Below are 17,796 nucleotides of genomic sequence, written 5' to 3' on the forward strand. Positions count from 1 at the left end.
GTCAAACCGAAACTGCAACTGGTCAACCGGAGAGGCTGTGAAAGACAACCATACGATCGTCATCGGAGCGGGAATAGGCGGCCTGGTTAGCGCCGCTTTGCTATCCGCACACGGCGTTTCGGTTACGGTTATCGAAAAGGAAAAAACACCCGGTGGCAAGGTCAGGCAGCTTGATGTCGACGGTGCTGCAATAGACGCTGGCCCCACGGTCTTCACCATGCGCGGCGTCATTGATGATATTTTTAAAACCGCCGGAGCCGTCGCTTCCGATCATCTAACACTCGAACGGGCAGACACGATCGCCCGCCACGCCTGGAACGAAAATGAGCAGCTTGATCTGTTTGCCGACCCCGCAAAAAGCGCGGATGCCATTGGTGCGTTTGCCGGTGCCAAAGCCGCCAAGGGCTTCCGAAGCTTTTCTGCCGAAGCCAAACGGATTTTCGATATTCTCGACAAACCCTTGCTGCAAAATACGAAAACCTATCCGCCCGGATTAATGTGGCGTATTGGTCTATGGCGCGTGAAGGCATTGCTCGACATCCGCCCCTATGAAAGCATCTGGAAAGTACTCGGCGAGCATTTCGATGACCCTCGCCTGCGGCAGCTGTTCGGGCGCTACACGACCTATTGCGGCTCGTCCCCCTTCCATACCCCGGCCACACTAATGTTGATCGCCCATGTTGAATCGCAAGGCGTTTGGAAAATCGCTGGCGGTATGAGCGCGCTCGCCCATGCCCTGGAAACAGTGGCACGAAAAAATGGCGCGCGCTTTCGTTATGGCGAAGCGGTCTCTGACATCCGGGTCTCTTATTCAAGAGTCTCCGGGGTTGGTTTGGCGAGCGGCGAGGCACTCTCCGCACAGTCGGTTATATGTAACGCTGATCCTGCCGCCCTGGGGTCCGGCCTTTTCGGGTACACCGCGAAGTCTGCCGTACGGGCTACCCCAACCGGTAAGCGGTCTTTGTCGGCCATGGTGTGGCTCACCAAAACAAAACCCAGCGGTTTTGCGCTGGATCATCATAATGTATTTTTCTCATCCGACTACGAAGCCGAATTTACCGATATCAAGGCTGGAAGACTGCCAAGTGAGCCGACAGCTTATGTCTGTGCGCTCGATCGCGGCGCGAGTAGCCCTCCTGCCACCGGGCCGGAACGTCTACAAATCATCGTCAATGCACCTGCCAACGGCGACACGAATAATTATGACATGAAGGAGAGAGAAAGATGCACGTCAAACATGCTGAAACGGCTGAACGCCTGCGGGTTGGAGCTGGACAATCCGCTGCCACACAGGTTGGTCACGCCGAACGATTTCTCGACACTCTTTCCGGCGACCGGCGGAGCGCTTTATGGTCGGGCTTCGCACGGATGGGCGGCCTCCTTCCTCCGGCCCGGGAGCCGGACACGGATCCGTGGGCTTTATTGCGCGGGCGGAGCGACCCATCCGGGTGCGGGCGTGCCGATGGCCGCCTTGTCGGGGCGTCTCGCCAGCGAAGCCGTGCTAGCCGACCGTATTTCGACACGCTGGTACCACCGCAAGGCTATCGCTGGTGGTATGTCGATGCGCTCAGCGATGACCGAGCCTATGGCCTGACCATCATCGGCTTTATCGGCAGCGTTTTTTCACCCTATTACAAGAAATCAGGGCGTGACATTCCGCTTGATCATAGTTGCCTGAATGTGGCGCTCTATGGAAATCGCGGTGCGCGCTGGGTGATGACGGAACGCGGCGCTGCTGATACCAGTCAGCAGCGCGATGTCCTGCAAATCGGACCAAGCGCGATGCGCTGGGACAAGGACCGGCTTATAATTGATATAGAAGAACGCGATATTCGCCTCGGCGTTCCGTGGCGACGCAAGGTAAAGGGACAAATCATCCTCCACCCCGAGATAATCAATGATCGCGCTTTCAAACTTGACCCCGCAGGCCGGCATCACTGGCGTGCCATTGCCCCGCGTTCGCGCATTGAAGTCCGTATGGAACAGCCAGATATATCATGGGAAGGCAGCGGCTATCTCGACAGCAATCATGGCAGCGAAGCGATTGAGGATGGCTTTCAAAGCTGGCACTGGTCGCGCGCGCATGTTGGTGAAGAAGTGGCCGTGACCTATGAAGGTAAGCGCCGCGATGGCAGCCATTTTGCCAGCGCTTTGCGGTTCGACAAAACCGGCAAACCCTGTGAAGAAGAATTGCCCTTGGTTGCCCCCCTCCCTCGGACATGGTGGGGCATGGCCCGGCAAACCCGCGCAGATCGCGGGCTGGCTTCGGTGATCAAGACATGGGAAGATTCACCCTTTTATGCGCGCACGGCCTTATCAGCGCGGATATATGGCAAATCGGTAGTCGCTATTCAGGAGAGTATTTCGCTGGACCGGCTGATCAACCCGGCTATCCAATTCATGCTGCCCTACAAAATGCCGCGTGATGCGGACAAGCAATCACAGGCATTTCATATTCCTACGCCGATCTTCCTACACAGGGATTGATCAAGCGCACATTGCGTCAATGCGCTCTACTCGATCTTCGACTTTTCCGCGGCTTCTTTCGCGGCGGCCTTTTCCTTGTCTTTGGCAATTTCCTTATTGACCGACCAAAGCTGCCAAAAGCCGATGCCGAGAGCCACGGCACCGGAAAAGATGATCTCGACAAATCCCAGATTGTCCCAAGCGCTGGCTTCCATTGATCCATCTCCTTTGCATCTGAAGACTAACGCCTGCGATGCTTTTTCGCAAATGTCTCGATAATCTCGGCGGCCAGTTCCGGGTTCTCCTCATGTGCCAGATGTCCGAGATTGGGAATCTCCTGTACCTCGCAGCCGGGAATCAACGCAGCTGAGCCTGTCACCGCAGACTTGGGAATCGCACTGTCTTTTTGACCATGCAACAGCAAGACAGGTCCAGCAACATCGCCTAACCGGCTCTGCAACGATTCCAGTCGCCAGTTTGCCATCATCCGGATCGCGCCATCGCAATGACCGGATCGGCTGAACAGCCGTTTGTAATATTCCACTCCAGATCGATCAATTTTCGATCCAGTCGAACGCTGCAAAAACTTTTCCGTCTGCCCCGGCCCCCGGGCGATCCTAGCGAAAATCAGCGATATAAACGGATTGGTAAACAGCATCCTGGCAAGCTGCGGAAAAATCTTGGCCGCCAGCCCCGGAAACGGCTTCAACGCCGGCGTAAAACCAACCAGTGGGTTTTTCCAACTATTGTCCAACATCAGCTGCAGCCCGATTGCCGTACCGGCAGAATGCCCTACGATCAGGTCCGGTATCGTCTCCAGTTCCTCCAATAGTAGCGCAATGGACCCTGCCATTCCGCTCAAAGATGCGCGCCGTCTAGGGTTGGGTCGCGTGAAGCCGTGGCCCGGCAAGTCAATCGCAATGACCCGAAAGCGTTTCGCCAAGATGGGCATCATATCACGCCAGCTGTGCGTTGCCGCTCCTGTGCCGTGTATCAACAGACAAGTCGGGGGGTTCTTCGACTTTGGTTCCATCATCTGAACGTGCCAATCATAGCCATCAGCTTTGACGAACTGGCTTGCCCCATGATTGGGCCAGTCAATACCGTCGCGCTCCCACTCAGGATACCGTCTGCTCATATCTAACCTTCCGCTCCGACGGTTTCGATGGCCTCGACCAATGCTTTGCTGCCAGCGCGCGGCAAGGGCAAATATCGTCCGCGTAATGTCTCTGCCAGCTCCGCCGCCTCCGGCCTTGGCCGCGGCGAAATATCGATTACGATGGATTGAATGCCAGACACCGCAATCGCCTTCGCCGCAGCCAGCATCTCTTCATTCGCGCCTTTGCGATTAGCCGTCCCGTCGAGCATGACATTGGCCTTACCATCGGTGAGCAGCGCGATCGTCGGCGTCTGACCGTGCTTGACCGCTGCATCGGCCAGGCGTTGCGCAGCTATCAATCCAGCCGCTATGGGTGTCCCGCCGCCGCCCGGCAAGGCTGTCAATGCGCGCCGTGCCCTTGTCAAAGACCGGGTTGGTGGCAGCAAAATGCTTGCGTCGGTTTGGCGGAAGGCGATCAATGCTACTTGTGAACGTTTGATATAAGCTTCCGCCAGCATCAATTCGATGGCACCCTTCGCTTCCGCCAGCCGCGATAAGGCCGAGGAACCAGACGCATCCACTGCAAAGATGGTCAACGTCTCGCGCTGCTCTTCAAAATGCCGGACCCGCAAGTCGGATTTGCGAACATGAACGATACGCTGGTCATCGGCTTTCGCATCCAGCCGCCTGATATTCTGCCATGGTGCGGCTGCACGCAGACTGTCAATCAATGCCAACTTCTTGCCGTTGCCAGGAACACCGGGGCGCGATCCACGCGGACGTCCGCGCTTTGCCGATTTCTGCTTCTGCCCAGACCGCCCGGCCTGCCCTTTACCTGTCAATCGATCCTTGCCCTTGATCTGGTCCAGTATTTTCGGTGGTATCGCCGCAGCGGCTGCTTCAAGCAATATATCCTCAAATGGTATATCGGCCGGCATTTGCTTATCCTCGTCAGAATCGGACCTGTCTTCAGACTGGTTTTCAGAGTTTTGCTTAGGCGGTTCGGCTGACGGCTTTTCAAAATCGGGGATTTGTGTCGCAAGTGGAGCCAAAACCAACCTGATGGCGGCTTCAATATCTGCATCGCTCGTCACAGAGCGACCCGCTATTGCAGCATGATATCGGGCCGCTCGCTCCGCAAAGACCAGTGGACGGATGGAGTAAACGCCTAAGGCGGACGCTGTTGCAGCGATAGCTGAGCGTTGCTTTTTACGGAGTGGTTTGATTTTCGCATTGGCTACGAAAGAACCAGCTTGAAACGTACATTTCAAATCGCGAGCAGCGCTCAGATCACAATGAAAGGCCATCCGTTCCAGCAATACGGAAGGCGGTACTTCGTCGGCATCTGGAGAGTCATCCAGCAAAATCACCGCCAGATTGGTAATATCCATCGCCTGCGCTATATGCGCGGCAATATCATCCGTCATCCGCTCGCCCATGGGAATTATCACAACGCCCTGGGCCATTTGATCCAGCAAACCATCACGGCGGACCGTTCTTCCGATCTCCAACGTCGCGGTTAGATCAACCCCGCCTAGCAAGCGATCAGCATCCACGTTGATCGGAATTTTGATAACCGGTTTTTGCGATGATAAGGCCGCTTGAAGCGCTGCAACCAGAGCATCGCGCACTGGCCCAGTCCCGCGCAGACATATGCCGCCGAAGGATGATGGATTGCACGAAAACAAACGCGCGGCCAGCAGGTGATCGGCTAGCGCCGTTCCGCTGTCCGGCCGCGACTTCACCCGAATAGCTCTTCCAGCGCCCGTTCAATCCGGACTGTTGATCCCGTCTCGTCAAGCACATCCCGGCGTAACCTGTGCCGCAGCGCCAGCGGTGCCATTTGTTTAAGATGATCACGAGTCACCACCTTGTCACCCTCTAATGCAGCCAAAGCCCGGGCGCCGCGCATAAGGGTCAATTCTCCGCGCAACCCATCCGCACCAACAGCTTTGCAAATTTCAGCCGTATCTCTCAAAACTTTCGCAGAGGTTTTAATCGACCCGATCGCCTTTTTGGCGCGGGCAATCTGGCGCAAGACCTTAGCGTCCTCACCTTTCCATTTTTCGGCAAATTTTTGGGCATTTTGTTCTTGCGCATCACAGCGCTTCATAATCTCAACCCGGTCGTCAATTTTTTCTGGGGTGCGCACTTCAACCGAAAGACCAAAACGATCCAGAAGCTGCGGGCGAAGTTCTCCCTCTTCCGGATTCCCGCTACCAATCAGGACAAACCGGGCCGGGTGACGGATGCTCAGACCATCCCGCTCCACCAGGTTCTCCCCGGATGCAGCCACATCCAGCAGCAAGTCGACAACATGGTCTTCCAGCAGGTTAATCTCATCGATGTAGAGAAAACCCCGATGCGCCTTCGCCAGCAAACCTGTTTCAAACTTCTTCTCGCCATTCGCAAGCGCCCGCTCCAGATCAAGCGTTCCGAGCACGCGGTCTTCAGTTGACCCCAAGGGCAAGTCGACAAAAGGAACCGCCATTTTGCGCACGCGCTTGTTGGTGCAGGGATCGGGACAATCATCGCGATGCTCAGGTTCACAATTGAACCGGCAACCATCCACAACCCTAATGGTTGGCAGCGTCGCCGCTAGCGCTCTTGCAGCGGTAGACTTGCCGGTTCCCCGATCGCCAAAAATCATCACACCGCCAATGCGCGCATCAACCGCAGCCACCAACAACGCTAACTTCATCTCTTGCTGGCCAACAATGGCGCTAAACGGAAACACAGACATAACGATTTATTAGCATAAGGATGGTTCACTACAAGCGCCATCAAGCAGATGAAGCAAACATCCGCACGCCATCTCGCCACAGCGGAGGTAGTCTAAGGTAGAGAATTGGACGAATCCCGAACTTATGGTAGCCGGATGACAATGACATCATCTCTTGCGACAAAGCATACTGACACCCCTAAACGGATCCTTCTGCTGGGCGCCACCGGGACCATTGGTCAAGCGACCGTCAACGCATTATTGGAACGCGGCCACGCGGTCGTCTGCTTTGTCAGACGGACCGACGCTGCGGTTGATCTCAGTGTGAAATTTGCAGGCGCGGAGTTTCGTTTCGGCGAAGTGACGGATCCAAATTCACTGCAGCGAGAGGGGTTTGAGGACAAAAAATTTGATGCCCTGGTTTCATGTCTTGCATCACGCAGTGGTGCACCAAAAGATGCATGGCGGATTGATCACGATGCTCATCTGGCAGCGTTAGCGGCAGCGAAATCAGCCGGGGTGTCCCATATGATATTGCTCTCGGCAATATGTGTTCAGAAACCTCTGCTGAGCTTTCAACATGCCAAGCTCGCTTTTGAAGAGGCACTCATTAAATCCGGCCTCACCTATTCGATCGTGCGGCCGACGGCGTTTTTCAAGTCATTGTCCGGGCAGATCGACCGGGTAAGAAACGGAAAGCCGTTTTTGCTATTCGGCGACGGCAACATCACATCCTGCAAACCGATTAGCGACCGTGATCTTGCCCATTATATCGCGGACTGCCTTGAAGATAAGAGCAAACATGATTGTATCTTACCCATTGGCGGTCCAGGCAGCGCGATCACACCAAAACAACAAGGTGAACGGCTGTTCGCGTTGCTGGGGATCACACCGCATTTCAAACATGTGCCCATCAAAATGCTCGACCTGATTATCATGATACTTGAAATATTGGGCAAAATTTCTCCAAAAGCCGCAAATAAGGCTGAGCTGGCAAAGATCGGTCGCTATTACGCCACCGAATCCATGCTTCTGCTGGATCCAGAAACCGAACAATATAATGCAGCGGAGACGCCCTCTACCGGTTCAGACAGATTGTTCGATTTCTACGCGCGGATCATCAAGGACAATGCGAAGGTCGATCGCAGCGATCACGCCGTATTTTGAGTGAATGGAACCTAATGCACCAACGGCCGTTATATAGTCAGAAGCGAGGAGGGCGGCCGAATTCACACGCTACTTTGAGCTGAAAAAAATTGGCCAGAACGCTGCTATCTCATAAGATAACGCGTTCTGGCCAAGCCTCTTTTGAGAGATTCCGACTAAATATTAATCTGAAGGTTTGGAACGTCGAGCAACTTTGCCGACAAGTTCCCTATCCGCGAAAGGTTCAAAAAACTCTTCCGGTCTCTCAGGGTCGAGTAATTTATTGTCCGCAAGAAGCTCCTCGGTCATATCTAAATCGGGTATTTCGAACCTGACCAATTTTCTTTTGGAAGCGCTCCGACTTTCTATAAAATCAATCATGGGCTGGCCAGCTGCCATCGCCTTTTCGGTCATCCGCTCTGTGGTCCCACAATGTTCGGCAATCAGGGATACACGCAATTTAAATATTTCGCTCCCGGCCATCTGATTGCCATCCTCTCGACTATCGATAACCAGATCGCATTCGCTGTCGAGGCCCAAAGACCGGTTATTCATATTCGCTGACCCAACGCGCACGATCTGATCGTCAATGATCATTATTTTCGCGTGGACATAGATATCCTCGCCAACTTCGTTAACGGGGGTAAAAACCGCGAATCTGTGGGCGTTTTGCTTTTGGCGGATCGCGCTGATCATTTTTGCACGAGCACTATCCATGGTGATATGTTCAAGCCAGCCGTCTGCTGTAGCTGGCATAACCAATACAATCTCTGGCGGATCATCTTCTTCCAGGCGCAGAGCGATGGCGTCGGCTATTTTGCGAGATGTGAAATATTGGTTTTCAATATAGATGAACTTTTGAGCGCCGCGGATTTGCTCCAGAAATAGTGCTTCAATCTCTTGGATTTGGTCAACTTCTCCATATTTAGCCCGCGTTCGCGCAATTTTTATATTCACATTCTCGAACTGTGGTTCGATATCTTCTGGCCAAGGGTCATTGTCGGTATTGAGCGGTTTCAACGTTTCGCCGCCAGCGGTTGACCACCTGCTGCGCGCCAAATCACCAAGTGCGGATGCTGCTTCGCCATCAACAATCATCGTGACATCGTGCCAAGGGTGATATTGGCTGCCATTGGGGCGTTTTCGGCGTTCGTCCTGCCCGACATGTTCCCGTGTATCCCAGCGATCGGTGGTCATATCGATGCCACCGCAAACTGCAAAATTATCGTCGATCACGACAATTTTCTGATGATGGCTGCATCCGGCGGGATGCGCATTGTCCAGCTTGAATTCTATCTGGTCATGTATGGCCCATTTCGCGACTGTTATGATAGTTGAGCCGCGGCCAAGTAATTTTATTGCCGATGTTTGCCACTTTAATATCTTAATTTCCAAATCAGGCCGATTGTTTGCCAGCCATTCGATAAACTCTCCCAATCGAACGGGCGGCTCGCCCTTTTCATGTTCGTCTTTCGATAGCGAGATACGTGTATCAAAGTCCCAACCGATAAGAATGATCCGTTTTTTGGCACGCAACATTGCTTTGCGCAAAATCTCGAAATAATCCGCTCCATCTATAATTATGCGGGCACGGTTGGCGATTTCTGTGCGCCAAAAACTCTTATGTTCCGTCACTTCAAAATCATTTCTAACAGACACCATATTGCATACATATATCGCAGCATTCTCAATCTATACGGTTTCGTGTCCGAAAACAGGGGCTAGCGATCAAAAGCCCGACTATTCACACAAGAATAGCCGGGCTTCAATCTCTGCATATCGCATTTACCTAAGCAGCGACAGATCCTTTTGGTCCGACAAAGAACCAGAGCAATAGCCCTATAACCGGCAATATGATGATTATCGCACTCCAAATAACTTTAGTACCGACAGAGGCACCGCTACCCCAAACGCCGAGTAGTGCCCAAATATCCAAGGCCAGTATGATCAACCCCACAATTCCATAACTCATATCGAAATCCTTTATTTTTAATTTTGGTCTGTCACAGTTTTTAGTCGACGGCTTCTTCCAGATAGTCGATCAATCGCTTATCAGCGCGCAATTCGCCTTGAAAATTACTTAAGATCGCCTTGGAAGATACGCTTAGCTCGTCCGTTTGGAGAGCCTGTTCAATCTTATCCCGAAGATGTTCTTCCCCGGTGTCGACCGCTTCAATTGCGGCTTCGTCATTATCCTGCAAAGCTGCGCTGATTGTCAGAAATACCCGATGCGCCTTAGCAAGGATGGTTCCCTCATTTTCAGGCTCGCCACCTAGCTGTTTTATCTCGGCCTTTATCTCCGTGGCCATGGCGCGCCGCGCTGCTGAGCGCCGGACAAAGAAATTTTTGAAAACTTCGCGATCAGCCACTTCGGTTGCTTTGGCATAGCCGTCGCTGGAATCGATTAAAGTTTCGAGCACATCATTGAGATGCGAAATTGATTTTTCATTGGTCATAAAATTTCCCTCCTGATTTACAGTTGTGCTAATCAACGAACCTGGGAAGCCTGTTGTTCCAAAAAAGATTTTTTTCTTTCAATGGAACCTTTTCCACCAACTAGGGTTTTAAGCCGATGTTACGTAGGGGATATATCATTCGAGGTGCTTTACTGGTTGCATTAACATTGTGGTTTATCGGCGTGAGCCCGACCGGCTATTATTTGAGCCTTGCCGGAACAGCTTATGCCCAATTAGAAGTCGTCGATCCTGAACCAGAAGATCCTGAACCAATCATATCGGCAAGTGTTGCGGCATCAGACGACCAGGCAATTTCAGACCGGATATCGGGCATATTCGCGGAAATAGACGAATTTAATGCTATAGATATCTCTGTAGAGGCGGGAGTGGTCAATCTAACCGGGCCAATTAAGAACCAGGACGACGCCGCGCGCGCTGAATCAATTGCTCAGCGGGTCTCGGGTGTCGTGACGGTCGACACCGACTTTGAACGAGACTTGTCAGTGGACGGCAATGTCGAACCGGTGGTCAGCGACCTTAGCGAGAGTTTGAACAAGTTCATCAGTGCACTTCCTTTGATCGGAATCGCGCTTACCCTCGCTCTCGCGATTGGCACATTCGGTCATCTGCTCGCGTCGATAAAAGCTTTTTGGACGAAAATTACTCCAAACATTTTTCTGGCCGAACTTTTGGCAACATCGATCAGGGTATTATTTATCGGCCTTGGTATATTCATCGCGCTGGATATCCTAAACGCAACCGCTGTCTTGGGTGCCGTATTGGGAGGCGCAGGTGTTATTGGCCTGGCAATCGGATTTGCCTTAAGGGATACAGTCGACAATTACGTCTCAAGTATAATGCTCAGCGTCCGTCAGCCTTTTCGCGCCAACGACCATGTACTGATCGGTGACAGGGAGGGGCGTGTTGTCCGCCTATCGTCACGGGCAACAATTTTGATGACTTTGGACGGCAATCATTTGCGTATTCCGAACGCAACCGTTTTCAAGGCCGAGATATTAAACTATTCCCGCAATCCGCAAAGGCGCTTTACTTTTCAACTTGGTGTGGACGCAGATGATGATCCGGCAGCGGCCGTTGACACCGGCTTGGAGGCTATCAATACGCAAACCTTTATTCTGGATGATCCCGCCGCAACAGCTGAAATTCAGGAGGTCGGTGATTCCAATATTCTCATCGTCTTTCATGGTTGGGTCGATCAGCGCGAAACCGACTTTAAAAAAGCCAGAGGAGCCGCCATTCGGGCGGCAAAAAACGCGCTGGAAGCAGAGGGCTTTGCACTACCTGAACCCATTTACCGGCTCCGCTTTGATGGAGCACCGCCTATGAACCTGCAGGCTGGAAGCGATAAATCTACAGACGACAGTAGCACGGTCAGCGAAAAGCAGGCTTCTCTGGCAGAGCAGGAATTTGATGTTTCGCCGGAAACCCACGTGGAACGATTAGTCGGTGATGAGCGGGCAGAACATGGTGAGGCCGATTTGCTGGATAGCAAGCAACCGGTAGAATAATTAGCCCAATATTGATGTAAGTTAGTTATCCCCGTGACCAACATCCCTAAGGACTTCCCAGTTAGACGGGATTAGATATATTTTCGAGTAAAGAGCCTGGGGCCTATTGAAATGACAGACTACTCTATAAACTCCGTGATCTACATCAGCACGGCTCGGTCCGATCTTAGTCCAAAGGATTTTTCCGATATCGTCGAAATTTCACGGCGGAAAAATGCAGACCTTGGAATCACAGGTATTCTTTGTTTCAACGGCACGAATTTTATCCAGTTTCTGGAAGGTGATCGCAAAATAATCAACGATCAGCTCCGTCTTATAGGATCAGATAACCGGCACAGTGGTATGATCACCATGAATCACCGAACAACAAAAAAGCGTGAATTTCCAGATTGGCACATGGCCAGCAGCGTCATCAATTTGGAAAACCAGAATACCGATCAAAAATTAACAGATATTTTGGCCATCGGTACGGTGAGTGAGGAAACCCGCGAAATATTCAATAATTTTCGATCAATTGGACTCGGCATGTAACAAAGCTTCAATTGAGCAGCGCTGTCATCCCCTGCTTCGACATAAATATTTTGAACTCGGTCAAGCAAATTCGATGTTATCGATATCGTTCTCATATGAAATTTCGTAGCCGTTGGACTTGTTGGTTCGAAAAATTTATGGAACCAACCCTAGGATTGCGTGTTTTATGCTCAATGGAACAGAAATTAAGAGACGTGTTTTGCCAGATCAGAAAAAAAAGAATGAGTTTGAATCAGAAGACGACGGTTTTGAAACACCTTCTGCAGGAAAGCCAATGAACAGCACTAACGAAATACAAGAACGTTTGGGGTTCGGATTGCGCTCTATGTACCGCAATGTCTTGGAAGAGCCATTACCTGCGGACATGATGGCGCTTCTCGATCAGCTAGATGAGAATGAAAATCTCGATGACAGCAAATCCGACGCGGGTTCGACATCCAGTGAATGATACTCCAAAACTGTCCGCTACGGACTTTAAGATGCAATTGACAGATGCTATTCCACATCTGCGTGCCTTTGGTCGCAGTCTTTCTGGCAACCCGGATTTAGCTGACGATCTCGTTCAGGATACTTTATTAAAAGCATGGGCAGCACGGGACCGCTTTGTAGCCGGCACGTCCATGAAAGCTTGGACATTTGTCATCTTACGCAATACGTATTTTTCAAATATGCGCCGTAAAAAATTCACAGGAAATTATGACGAGATTGCCGCCGAGCGGATTTTATCGGCCCCTGCTCCGCAACAGGATCCGCTCCATCTGGCCGATCTCCAGCGAGCTTTGATGGAAATATCCGATGATCAACGTGAAGCCGTCATATTGGTTGGTGCCGGCGGCTATTCTTACGAAGAAGCGGCGGAAATTGCCGGTTGCGCTATCGGCACTATGAAAAGCCGGGTCTCACGCGCGCGACAAACCTTAGAAGGGATTTTGGAAGACGGACGATTTACAGAGGCATCTGCAGGGCATGACAAATCCACTGCGACGGCTCTCGAAAATATTATAGAGGCTGTTGCTGAGCAGGCGTCTTAGAGAATTTTACTAAAACAAAAATAGAAACGCCACTACTCCCAAACCGATAACCGCTAACGGCAAAGACCATGCGAGGGTTTGCCGGACCATACGTCGCGGTTCACCTTGGCGAGCTTCTTCGATTTTAATTTTATCAGTCATGATACCCTCTACGCATCTTGCGTTTCTGTTGTAAAAAATAGCGCTTGGCTAATGGCAGCGCGGATCGCATTCGGTTGAAATGGCTTGGTGATCAAAAATGTCGGCTCAGGACGCTCGCCTGTTAGCAACCGTTCTGGAAAAGCGGTAATGAAGATGACCGGTACTGAAAACTTTTCCAAAATGTCTTTCACAGCATCTATTCCCGAGCTGCCGTCCGCCAGTTGAATATCCGCGAGAACAAGACCGGGTTTATTTTTTTCAGCAGCAATCAACGCCTCTTTGTGTGTTATGGCAGTCCCACACACATTGTGACCAAGACCAGCGACGATTTGCTCCAACTCCATGGAAATAAGGGCTTCGTCTTCGATAATCAGCACATCTGATCGTATTTCTTTGTCGATGTCGGTTATCGCATCTTCGAGAAGACCATTGATAGAATTCACACCTACGTCAGCAATTTTAGCTACCTCTTCCGTGGAGAAGCCTTCAAGCGCGGTCAGTAATAATATTTGCCGGCTTATTGGTGCGATCTTCCGCAACCGGTTTTGCCCAGATTCCGTATCGCCGACATAATCTACATCACCAGTGTCAACATTAGCTGTTTCCCAAATGCGATGAAAAATTTTGTACAATTCTACGCGCGGGGCGATGTTTTGATCCAAAGATTGCGGCTCTGTGACAATCGCTTCCAGCGTAGCTTTGACAAAAGCATCACCACTTTTTTGGCTGCCTGTCAAAGCCCTTGCGTACCTGCGCAGATATGGCAAATGCGACTTTAATGTTGCTGCTAAAGACATCGGCAAATTCCTTTCATATGCGCCAACGCACATTGACCATGCTGGTTCCCAAAAAAGTGAATTTTCAGTTTTCGAACGCTGACTCCATCTAACTGATTTATATCGGAACTCAACTCGTTGTCATGCGTAGATTGAACATACACACCTTTTTATGGAGCTAATCATATGACAGCGAATTACACAGAAGAAATGGGCGCAGTAAAATCCGACTTGCAAGCATTGAAAAACGATATAACGAAACTTACCAAAACCGTTGCAAGTGATGCGCAAGAGAATGCTTCTGCTTTAACGTCAAAAGCCAAAGATAAAGTCAAGCTGGCATCCAACCGGACGAAAGAGGTCAGCTTACAAAGTAGGGACAAAGCCCATCAAACTGTTGCTGCCAATCCACTAGTGAGTATCGCAGCGACGGCCGGCATTGCCCTAATCATCGGCGCGCTGATTGCTCGCAAATAAACTTAACTGCGGATAAAAAAGGGCTCGCTTGATGTCAGATCAAGCGAGCCCTTTTTGTCGATTTCAACGTCTACATTGCGACCGTTTTATTAGTACCTATTTCCGGTTGATCGTCAGTCACATAGGCCTTAGCCAGCTCCCAAGCCTGCACCATTTTTGATTCAGGTGATGACCAATATTCAGCGATATCTGGTCGAAAACAAATAGCGGCAACCTTTGGATCATCCTTTTCGCATCCAAACCAGATGCTTGCCCACGGTCCCCAAAGATCATCAATTTTTTCGACGTTTCGATTTATTGCTGATGTCCCGCTAATCGAAATATAAGTTTCTTTCTCAGGGCAGGCGTAGGTCAGATTGGTGGAATGCTCTTGGTCAATTTCTCCCGTCTTACCAGATTCACTTTCCGTCAAGAACCAGATCTCACCACTATCGCGATAGAGTTTGCCTTTCATTGGGCGGCTGCGCAACGCACCAGCATTTTCGGTGACCAACATCGCGGTTTCCACATCATCGATCATATCATAAAGGTCGTCCAAATCGTTATCGCGCATATTCTTCTTTCTCCATTTTTGGCGCTTTTTGTGGCGCCGGGTTAAGTAAGAATAACGCTCGAACGGCCCATCAGTTCCTTTAAATTGCAACAGTTTTTGGAGTTTCTCGTTATTGGTCTAATAGCATGATTAAATGCCCGAAGTTGAATGAACTGGTAGAAAAAGATGCAGCAGAAAAACATATCAACTCCTTTTGAAGATGAACGCCTGGCAACATTGGACAGCTACAAGATCATGGATAGTCCCCCCGAGGTAGCTTTTGATCGACTAACCCGGCTGGCTGCTGATATTTTCGAAGTACCGATGGCTTCGGTGTCCCTTATCGACGATAAACGTCAGTGGTTCAAATCAGCAGTTGGTCTTGATGAGCGTGAAACCCCCCGAGATGTAGCATTTTGCTCGCATATCATTGAACACCGGGAAGCGATGGTTATAGAAGATGCCAGCAATGACAGTAGATTCGATTGCAACCCTCTCGTCACAGGCCCGCCATTTATTGCTTTTTACGCTGGCTACCCATTGATTTCGCCAAATGGCATGGTCATCGGCACATTATGGATCGGCGACAAAAAAAACCGCCGACGTCCGTCAGACGATCAGTTGGACAGACTCAGAAGTATGGCTGAGATTGTCATGAGCGAGCTGGAATTAAGGCGCGAAGTCGAGCAACGCAAAGCGGCACAACAGGAAGCCGCTCAATCAAGATTAGATCTTGAATTAGCGCTCGCGCTCAGCTCAACAGCAAGCTGGACCTTGAATTTGTCTAATGACAAAGTGAGTTGGGGCGGTGCTTATTTTAAAGTCTGGGGCAAAGATGCCGACCAGGCATTAACGACCGGCGATGAAGCATTCGCCAGGATTCATCCTGAAGATCGTGAAAGAATTCGCAACGCGATGAACGAAGCCGCGTTGCCTGATAGCAAGGGGTATGAGGAGAGCTTTCGGATCGTTTTGCCTTCAGGGGAAACCCGGTGGCTGTCAGGCCGTGGAAATTTTGTCCGCAATCGCAACTATGATGCGATCACCGGAATTAATTACGACATTACCAAAACAATTATACAGCAAGAAGAACAGAAGCTTCACACCCGCGAATTGCACCACCGTTTGCGCAACCTGTTCGCCACATTGCAATCCATCATGACGCTTACCAAAAATTCAGCGACTTCGATTGATGATTATATTGAACGCATTGAAGGAAGGCTTCGTGCATTAAATCGCGCGCAGCAAATATTGCTGGATGCCAATTTTGTAACTGGCTCATTCGCCGCTCTGGTGAACGATCTATGCGCCACCTATCCCAGAATAACTTGGGCAGGCCCCGATATTAGTTTGCCTGAAAATGCAATGGTTTCAATATCGCTCGTGCTTAACGAACTGGCCACAAATGCTGCAAAATATGGTGCTTTGAACCATGAAGATGGCACCGTGACCATTAATTGGACAATTACTGACGACGCGCCAGCGAAAAAACAGACAATCACGTTGCTCTGGCAGGAACAGGGAGGTCCAGCGTTACCGGCATCACCGTCGAAAACTGGCTTCGGATCATCGCTGATCGACCATAGTGTCGGACGCAACCTCAAAGGCGAAATAGTTAGGGATTGGCAAAAAGATGGGTTAGTCTGCTCAATATCATTCCCTTTGGCTGAAAGCGAACATTAGTGGCCCGCGAAGCACTCTTGAGACGTATTTCATTCTACGCTGATCTCGACGATAACGATAAGACCGAAGTCCGTTCTTTAAACGGGCATGAAAAACGGTTTCCGCGCAATTCCGAAGTTATCCATGCAGGACAACAATTGGATAGCGTGCTTATTGTCAAGGAAGGCTGGGCTATCCGCTACAAGACGCTCGAAGATGGTCGCCGACAGGTGCTCAACGTCCTCTTGCCCGGTGACATGTTTGACCTTCAAGTATTGGTTGCTGCTGAAGCGGATCACTCGGTTCTCGCGGTTACAGATCTCGAAGTTCTCTCTATAAAACCGGCTACATTTCGAAACATATTGACAGAATCAGGTAAACTGACGCTCGCCTTTTGGTGGATGCAAGTTCAAGAAGAAGCTTTTTTAAGAGAGCAAATCATCAGAAATGGCCAGCAAACAGCGCGGGAACGGATTGGACATTTTTTACTCGAGCTTCATCGCCGCGTACAGATCGTTAAAAAAGGGACCCGTGACGGGTTTCGCTTACCGCTTACTCAGACCGTGATCGCTGATGCTTTGGGCTTGACCCCTATCCATACCAATCGGGTTTTGCGGCAATTGGAACGAGACGGGCTCATCGAAAGAGAAAAAGGTTGGGTCGTTTTTCAAAACGCCGAACGCCTGGCAGAAATCAGCGATTTTGATCCTAGCTACTTCCATCTCGATGCTTTTCGCATGCGATTGGGCCGAACTGAGTAAATTTTTTCAGGCTCCATGGAACCCTTCACCTGGTGCTGCGTTTTGTCACTATCCAACAAAGGGAGTTATTATGAAAAAGTTTTCAATCGCCGCCGTTTTGACCGCAGGACTTGCACTTACTGCCTGCGAAGCAACTGTCACCGAAGAAGGCGAAATGCCATCAATGGATGTTGATGTCTCAGGAGATGCAGGTAACTTGCCAGAAATTGACGTTGAAACAGCCGATGTTGAAATTGGTACCGAAGAAAAGACTATTGAAGTGCCTGACGTCGACGTGACAATGCCGGACGAGAAATAGGCTCTGCCGTTATTTTGAAAAGGGGCGGAGCTAATACTCCGCCCCTTTTTTACTCTCATTCAAAAAAAGCTGCTTTAGAGCGGCTTTCCTTTTAGTTCTCAGCTGCTTTTTCACCCAGATATTTTAGCATCCGGGCATTTTCTTTATGCTTGCCAATATGTTCCTCAGG

At 50.5% G+C, this 17,796-nt stretch carries 21 protein-coding genes; 11 read left to right on the top strand and 10 right to left on the bottom strand.

Annotated elements, in window-relative coordinates; translation table 11 throughout:
* Nucleotides 1-37: 37 nt before the first annotated feature.
* Together crtD and J4G78_RS07555 are read left to right on the top strand one after the other, a co-directional pair.
* Entirely contained in the window at nucleotides 38-1,594 is a 1,557-nt protein-coding gene (gene crtD, locus J4G78_RS07550) for a 1-hydroxycarotenoid 3,4-desaturase CrtD (RefSeq protein ID WP_207989783.1), read from the top strand.
* The gene (locus J4G78_RS07555) at nucleotides 1,525-2,487 is read left to right on the top strand and encodes a carotenoid 1,2-hydratase family protein (RefSeq protein ID WP_510621982.1); all 963 of its coding nucleotides are present in this window, start codon (nucleotides 1,525-1,527) and stop codon (nucleotides 2,485-2,487) included. Before crtD ends, J4G78_RS07555 begins: the two co-directional genes overlap by 70 nt.
* Nucleotides 2,488-2,513: 26 nt before the next feature.
* Here the strand turns inward: J4G78_RS07555 and J4G78_RS07560 are convergent, their stop codons facing one another.
* The 4 genes from J4G78_RS07560 to bchI are packed head-to-tail and all read right to left on the bottom strand — an operon-like array spanning nucleotide 2,514 to nucleotide 6,308.
* Nucleotides 2,514-2,681 (bottom strand): hypothetical protein, encoded by a 168-nt coding sequence (locus J4G78_RS07560; RefSeq protein WP_207989784.1) that lies wholly within the window; start codon nucleotides 2,679-2,681, stop codon nucleotides 2,514-2,516.
* Nucleotides 2,682-2,707: 26 nt separating this feature from the next.
* Nucleotides 2,708-3,604: an alpha/beta fold hydrolase BchO gene (gene bchO / locus J4G78_RS07565; RefSeq protein ID WP_207989785.1), complete on the bottom strand. Its 897-nt coding sequence runs from the start codon at nucleotides 3,602-3,604 to the stop codon at nucleotides 2,708-2,710.
* Nucleotides 3,605-3,606: 2 nt separating this feature from the next.
* On the bottom strand, nucleotides 3,607-5,310 hold the full coding sequence (locus J4G78_RS07570; RefSeq protein ID WP_207989786.1) for a magnesium chelatase subunit D: 1,704 nt from the start codon (nucleotides 5,308-5,310) through the stop codon (nucleotides 3,607-3,609).
* Entirely contained in the window at nucleotides 5,307-6,308 is a 1,002-nt protein-coding gene (gene bchI / locus J4G78_RS07575) for a magnesium chelatase ATPase subunit I (RefSeq protein WP_207989787.1), read from the bottom strand. Before bchI ends, J4G78_RS07570 begins: the two co-directional genes overlap by 4 nt.
* 135 nt (nucleotides 6,309-6,443) lie before the next feature.
* On the opposite strand from bchI, the gene J4G78_RS07580 reads away from it, so the two are divergent.
* Nucleotides 6,444-7,454, top strand: a complete 1,011-nt coding sequence (locus J4G78_RS07580) for an NAD(P)H-binding protein (RefSeq protein ID WP_207989789.1) — start codon at nucleotides 6,444-6,446, stop codon at nucleotides 7,452-7,454.
* Nucleotides 7,455-7,616: 162 nt separating this feature from the next.
* On the opposite strand, the gene J4G78_RS07585 is transcribed toward J4G78_RS07580, so the two are convergent.
* From J4G78_RS07585 to J4G78_RS07595, 3 genes are all read right to left on the bottom strand, one after another.
* Complete coding sequence (locus J4G78_RS07585) at nucleotides 7,617-9,068, bottom strand: phospholipase D-like domain-containing protein (RefSeq protein WP_243457269.1); 1,452 nt, start codon at nucleotides 9,066-9,068, stop codon at nucleotides 7,617-7,619.
* A gap of 154 nt (nucleotides 9,069-9,222) precedes the next feature.
* Nucleotides 9,223-9,405, bottom strand: a complete 183-nt coding sequence (locus J4G78_RS07590) for a PLDc N-terminal domain-containing protein (protein WP_207989791.1) — start codon at nucleotides 9,403-9,405, stop codon at nucleotides 9,223-9,225.
* A gap of 40 nt (nucleotides 9,406-9,445) precedes the next feature.
* The gene (locus J4G78_RS07595) at nucleotides 9,446-9,889 is read right to left on the bottom strand and encodes a PA2169 family four-helix-bundle protein (protein ID WP_207989792.1); all 444 of its coding nucleotides are present in this window, start codon (nucleotides 9,887-9,889) and stop codon (nucleotides 9,446-9,448) included.
* A gap of 116 nt (nucleotides 9,890-10,005) precedes the next feature.
* On the opposite strand from J4G78_RS07595, the gene J4G78_RS07600 reads away from it, so the two are divergent.
* The 4 genes from J4G78_RS07600 (at nucleotide 10,006) to J4G78_RS07615 (ending at nucleotide 12,980) form a co-directional block, all read left to right on the top strand.
* Complete coding sequence (locus J4G78_RS07600) at nucleotides 10,006-11,418, top strand: mechanosensitive ion channel domain-containing protein (RefSeq protein WP_207989793.1); 1,413 nt, start codon at nucleotides 10,006-10,008, stop codon at nucleotides 11,416-11,418.
* A 111-nt stretch (nucleotides 11,419-11,529) separates the two neighbouring features.
* Nucleotides 11,530-11,949, top strand: coding sequence for a BLUF domain-containing protein (locus J4G78_RS07605; RefSeq protein WP_207989795.1), 420 nt, complete (start codon nucleotides 11,530-11,532; stop codon nucleotides 11,947-11,949).
* 166 nt (nucleotides 11,950-12,115) lie between these two features.
* Entirely contained in the window at nucleotides 12,116-12,397 is a 282-nt protein-coding gene (locus tag J4G78_RS07610) for a NepR family anti-sigma factor (RefSeq protein WP_207989797.1), read from the top strand.
* A 31-nt stretch (nucleotides 12,398-12,428) separates the two neighbouring features.
* Complete coding sequence (locus tag J4G78_RS07615; protein ID WP_243457270.1) at nucleotides 12,429-12,980, top strand: sigma-70 family RNA polymerase sigma factor; 552 nt, start codon at nucleotides 12,429-12,431, stop codon at nucleotides 12,978-12,980.
* A gap of 9 nt (nucleotides 12,981-12,989) precedes the next feature.
* On the opposite strand, the gene J4G78_RS18265 is transcribed toward J4G78_RS07615, so the two are convergent.
* Nucleotides 12,990-13,121: a hypothetical protein gene (locus J4G78_RS18265; RefSeq protein WP_259371353.1), complete on the bottom strand. Its 132-nt coding sequence runs from the start codon at nucleotides 13,119-13,121 to the stop codon at nucleotides 12,990-12,992.
* Nucleotides 13,122-13,129: 8 nt separating this feature from the next.
* The gene (locus J4G78_RS07620) at nucleotides 13,130-13,918 is read right to left on the bottom strand and encodes a response regulator (RefSeq protein WP_207989801.1); all 789 of its coding nucleotides are present in this window, start codon (nucleotides 13,916-13,918) and stop codon (nucleotides 13,130-13,132) included.
* A 165-nt stretch (nucleotides 13,919-14,083) separates the two neighbouring features.
* Here J4G78_RS07620 and J4G78_RS07625 point away from each other — a divergent pair, with 165 nt between their 5' ends.
* The gene (locus J4G78_RS07625; protein WP_207989803.1) at nucleotides 14,084-14,374 is read left to right on the top strand and encodes an ElaB/YgaM/YqjD family protein; all 291 of its coding nucleotides are present in this window, start codon (nucleotides 14,084-14,086) and stop codon (nucleotides 14,372-14,374) included.
* Between the two features lie 70 nt (nucleotides 14,375-14,444).
* Here J4G78_RS07625 and J4G78_RS07630 read toward each other — a convergent pair whose 3' ends face one another.
* Nucleotides 14,445-15,017, bottom strand: a complete 573-nt coding sequence (locus J4G78_RS07630) for a pyridoxamine 5'-phosphate oxidase family protein (protein WP_207989805.1) — start codon at nucleotides 15,015-15,017, stop codon at nucleotides 14,445-14,447.
* 75 nt (nucleotides 15,018-15,092) lie between these two features.
* Here J4G78_RS07630 and J4G78_RS07635 point away from each other — a divergent pair, with 75 nt between their 5' ends.
* The 3 genes from J4G78_RS07635 to J4G78_RS07645 all read left to right on the top strand — a co-directional run bounded on the left by J4G78_RS07635 (nucleotide 15,093) and on the right by J4G78_RS07645 (nucleotide 17,627).
* Complete coding sequence (locus tag J4G78_RS07635) at nucleotides 15,093-16,589, top strand: sensor histidine kinase (RefSeq protein WP_207989807.1); 1,497 nt, start codon at nucleotides 15,093-15,095, stop codon at nucleotides 16,587-16,589.
* Complete coding sequence (locus J4G78_RS07640) at nucleotides 16,589-17,329, top strand: Crp/Fnr family transcriptional regulator (protein WP_207989808.1); 741 nt, start codon at nucleotides 16,589-16,591, stop codon at nucleotides 17,327-17,329. The genes J4G78_RS07635 and J4G78_RS07640 overlap by 1 nt, the downstream gene beginning before the upstream one ends.
* A 70-nt stretch (nucleotides 17,330-17,399) precedes the next feature.
* Nucleotides 17,400-17,627: a hypothetical protein gene (locus tag J4G78_RS07645; protein ID WP_207989810.1), complete on the top strand. Its 228-nt coding sequence runs from the start codon at nucleotides 17,400-17,402 to the stop codon at nucleotides 17,625-17,627.
* Nucleotides 17,628-17,796: the final 169 nt, after the last annotated feature.

Source organism: Parasphingorhabdus cellanae (assembly GCF_017498565.1).
Classification (GTDB): domain Bacteria; phylum Pseudomonadota; class Alphaproteobacteria; order Sphingomonadales; family Sphingomonadaceae; genus Parasphingorhabdus; species Parasphingorhabdus cellanae.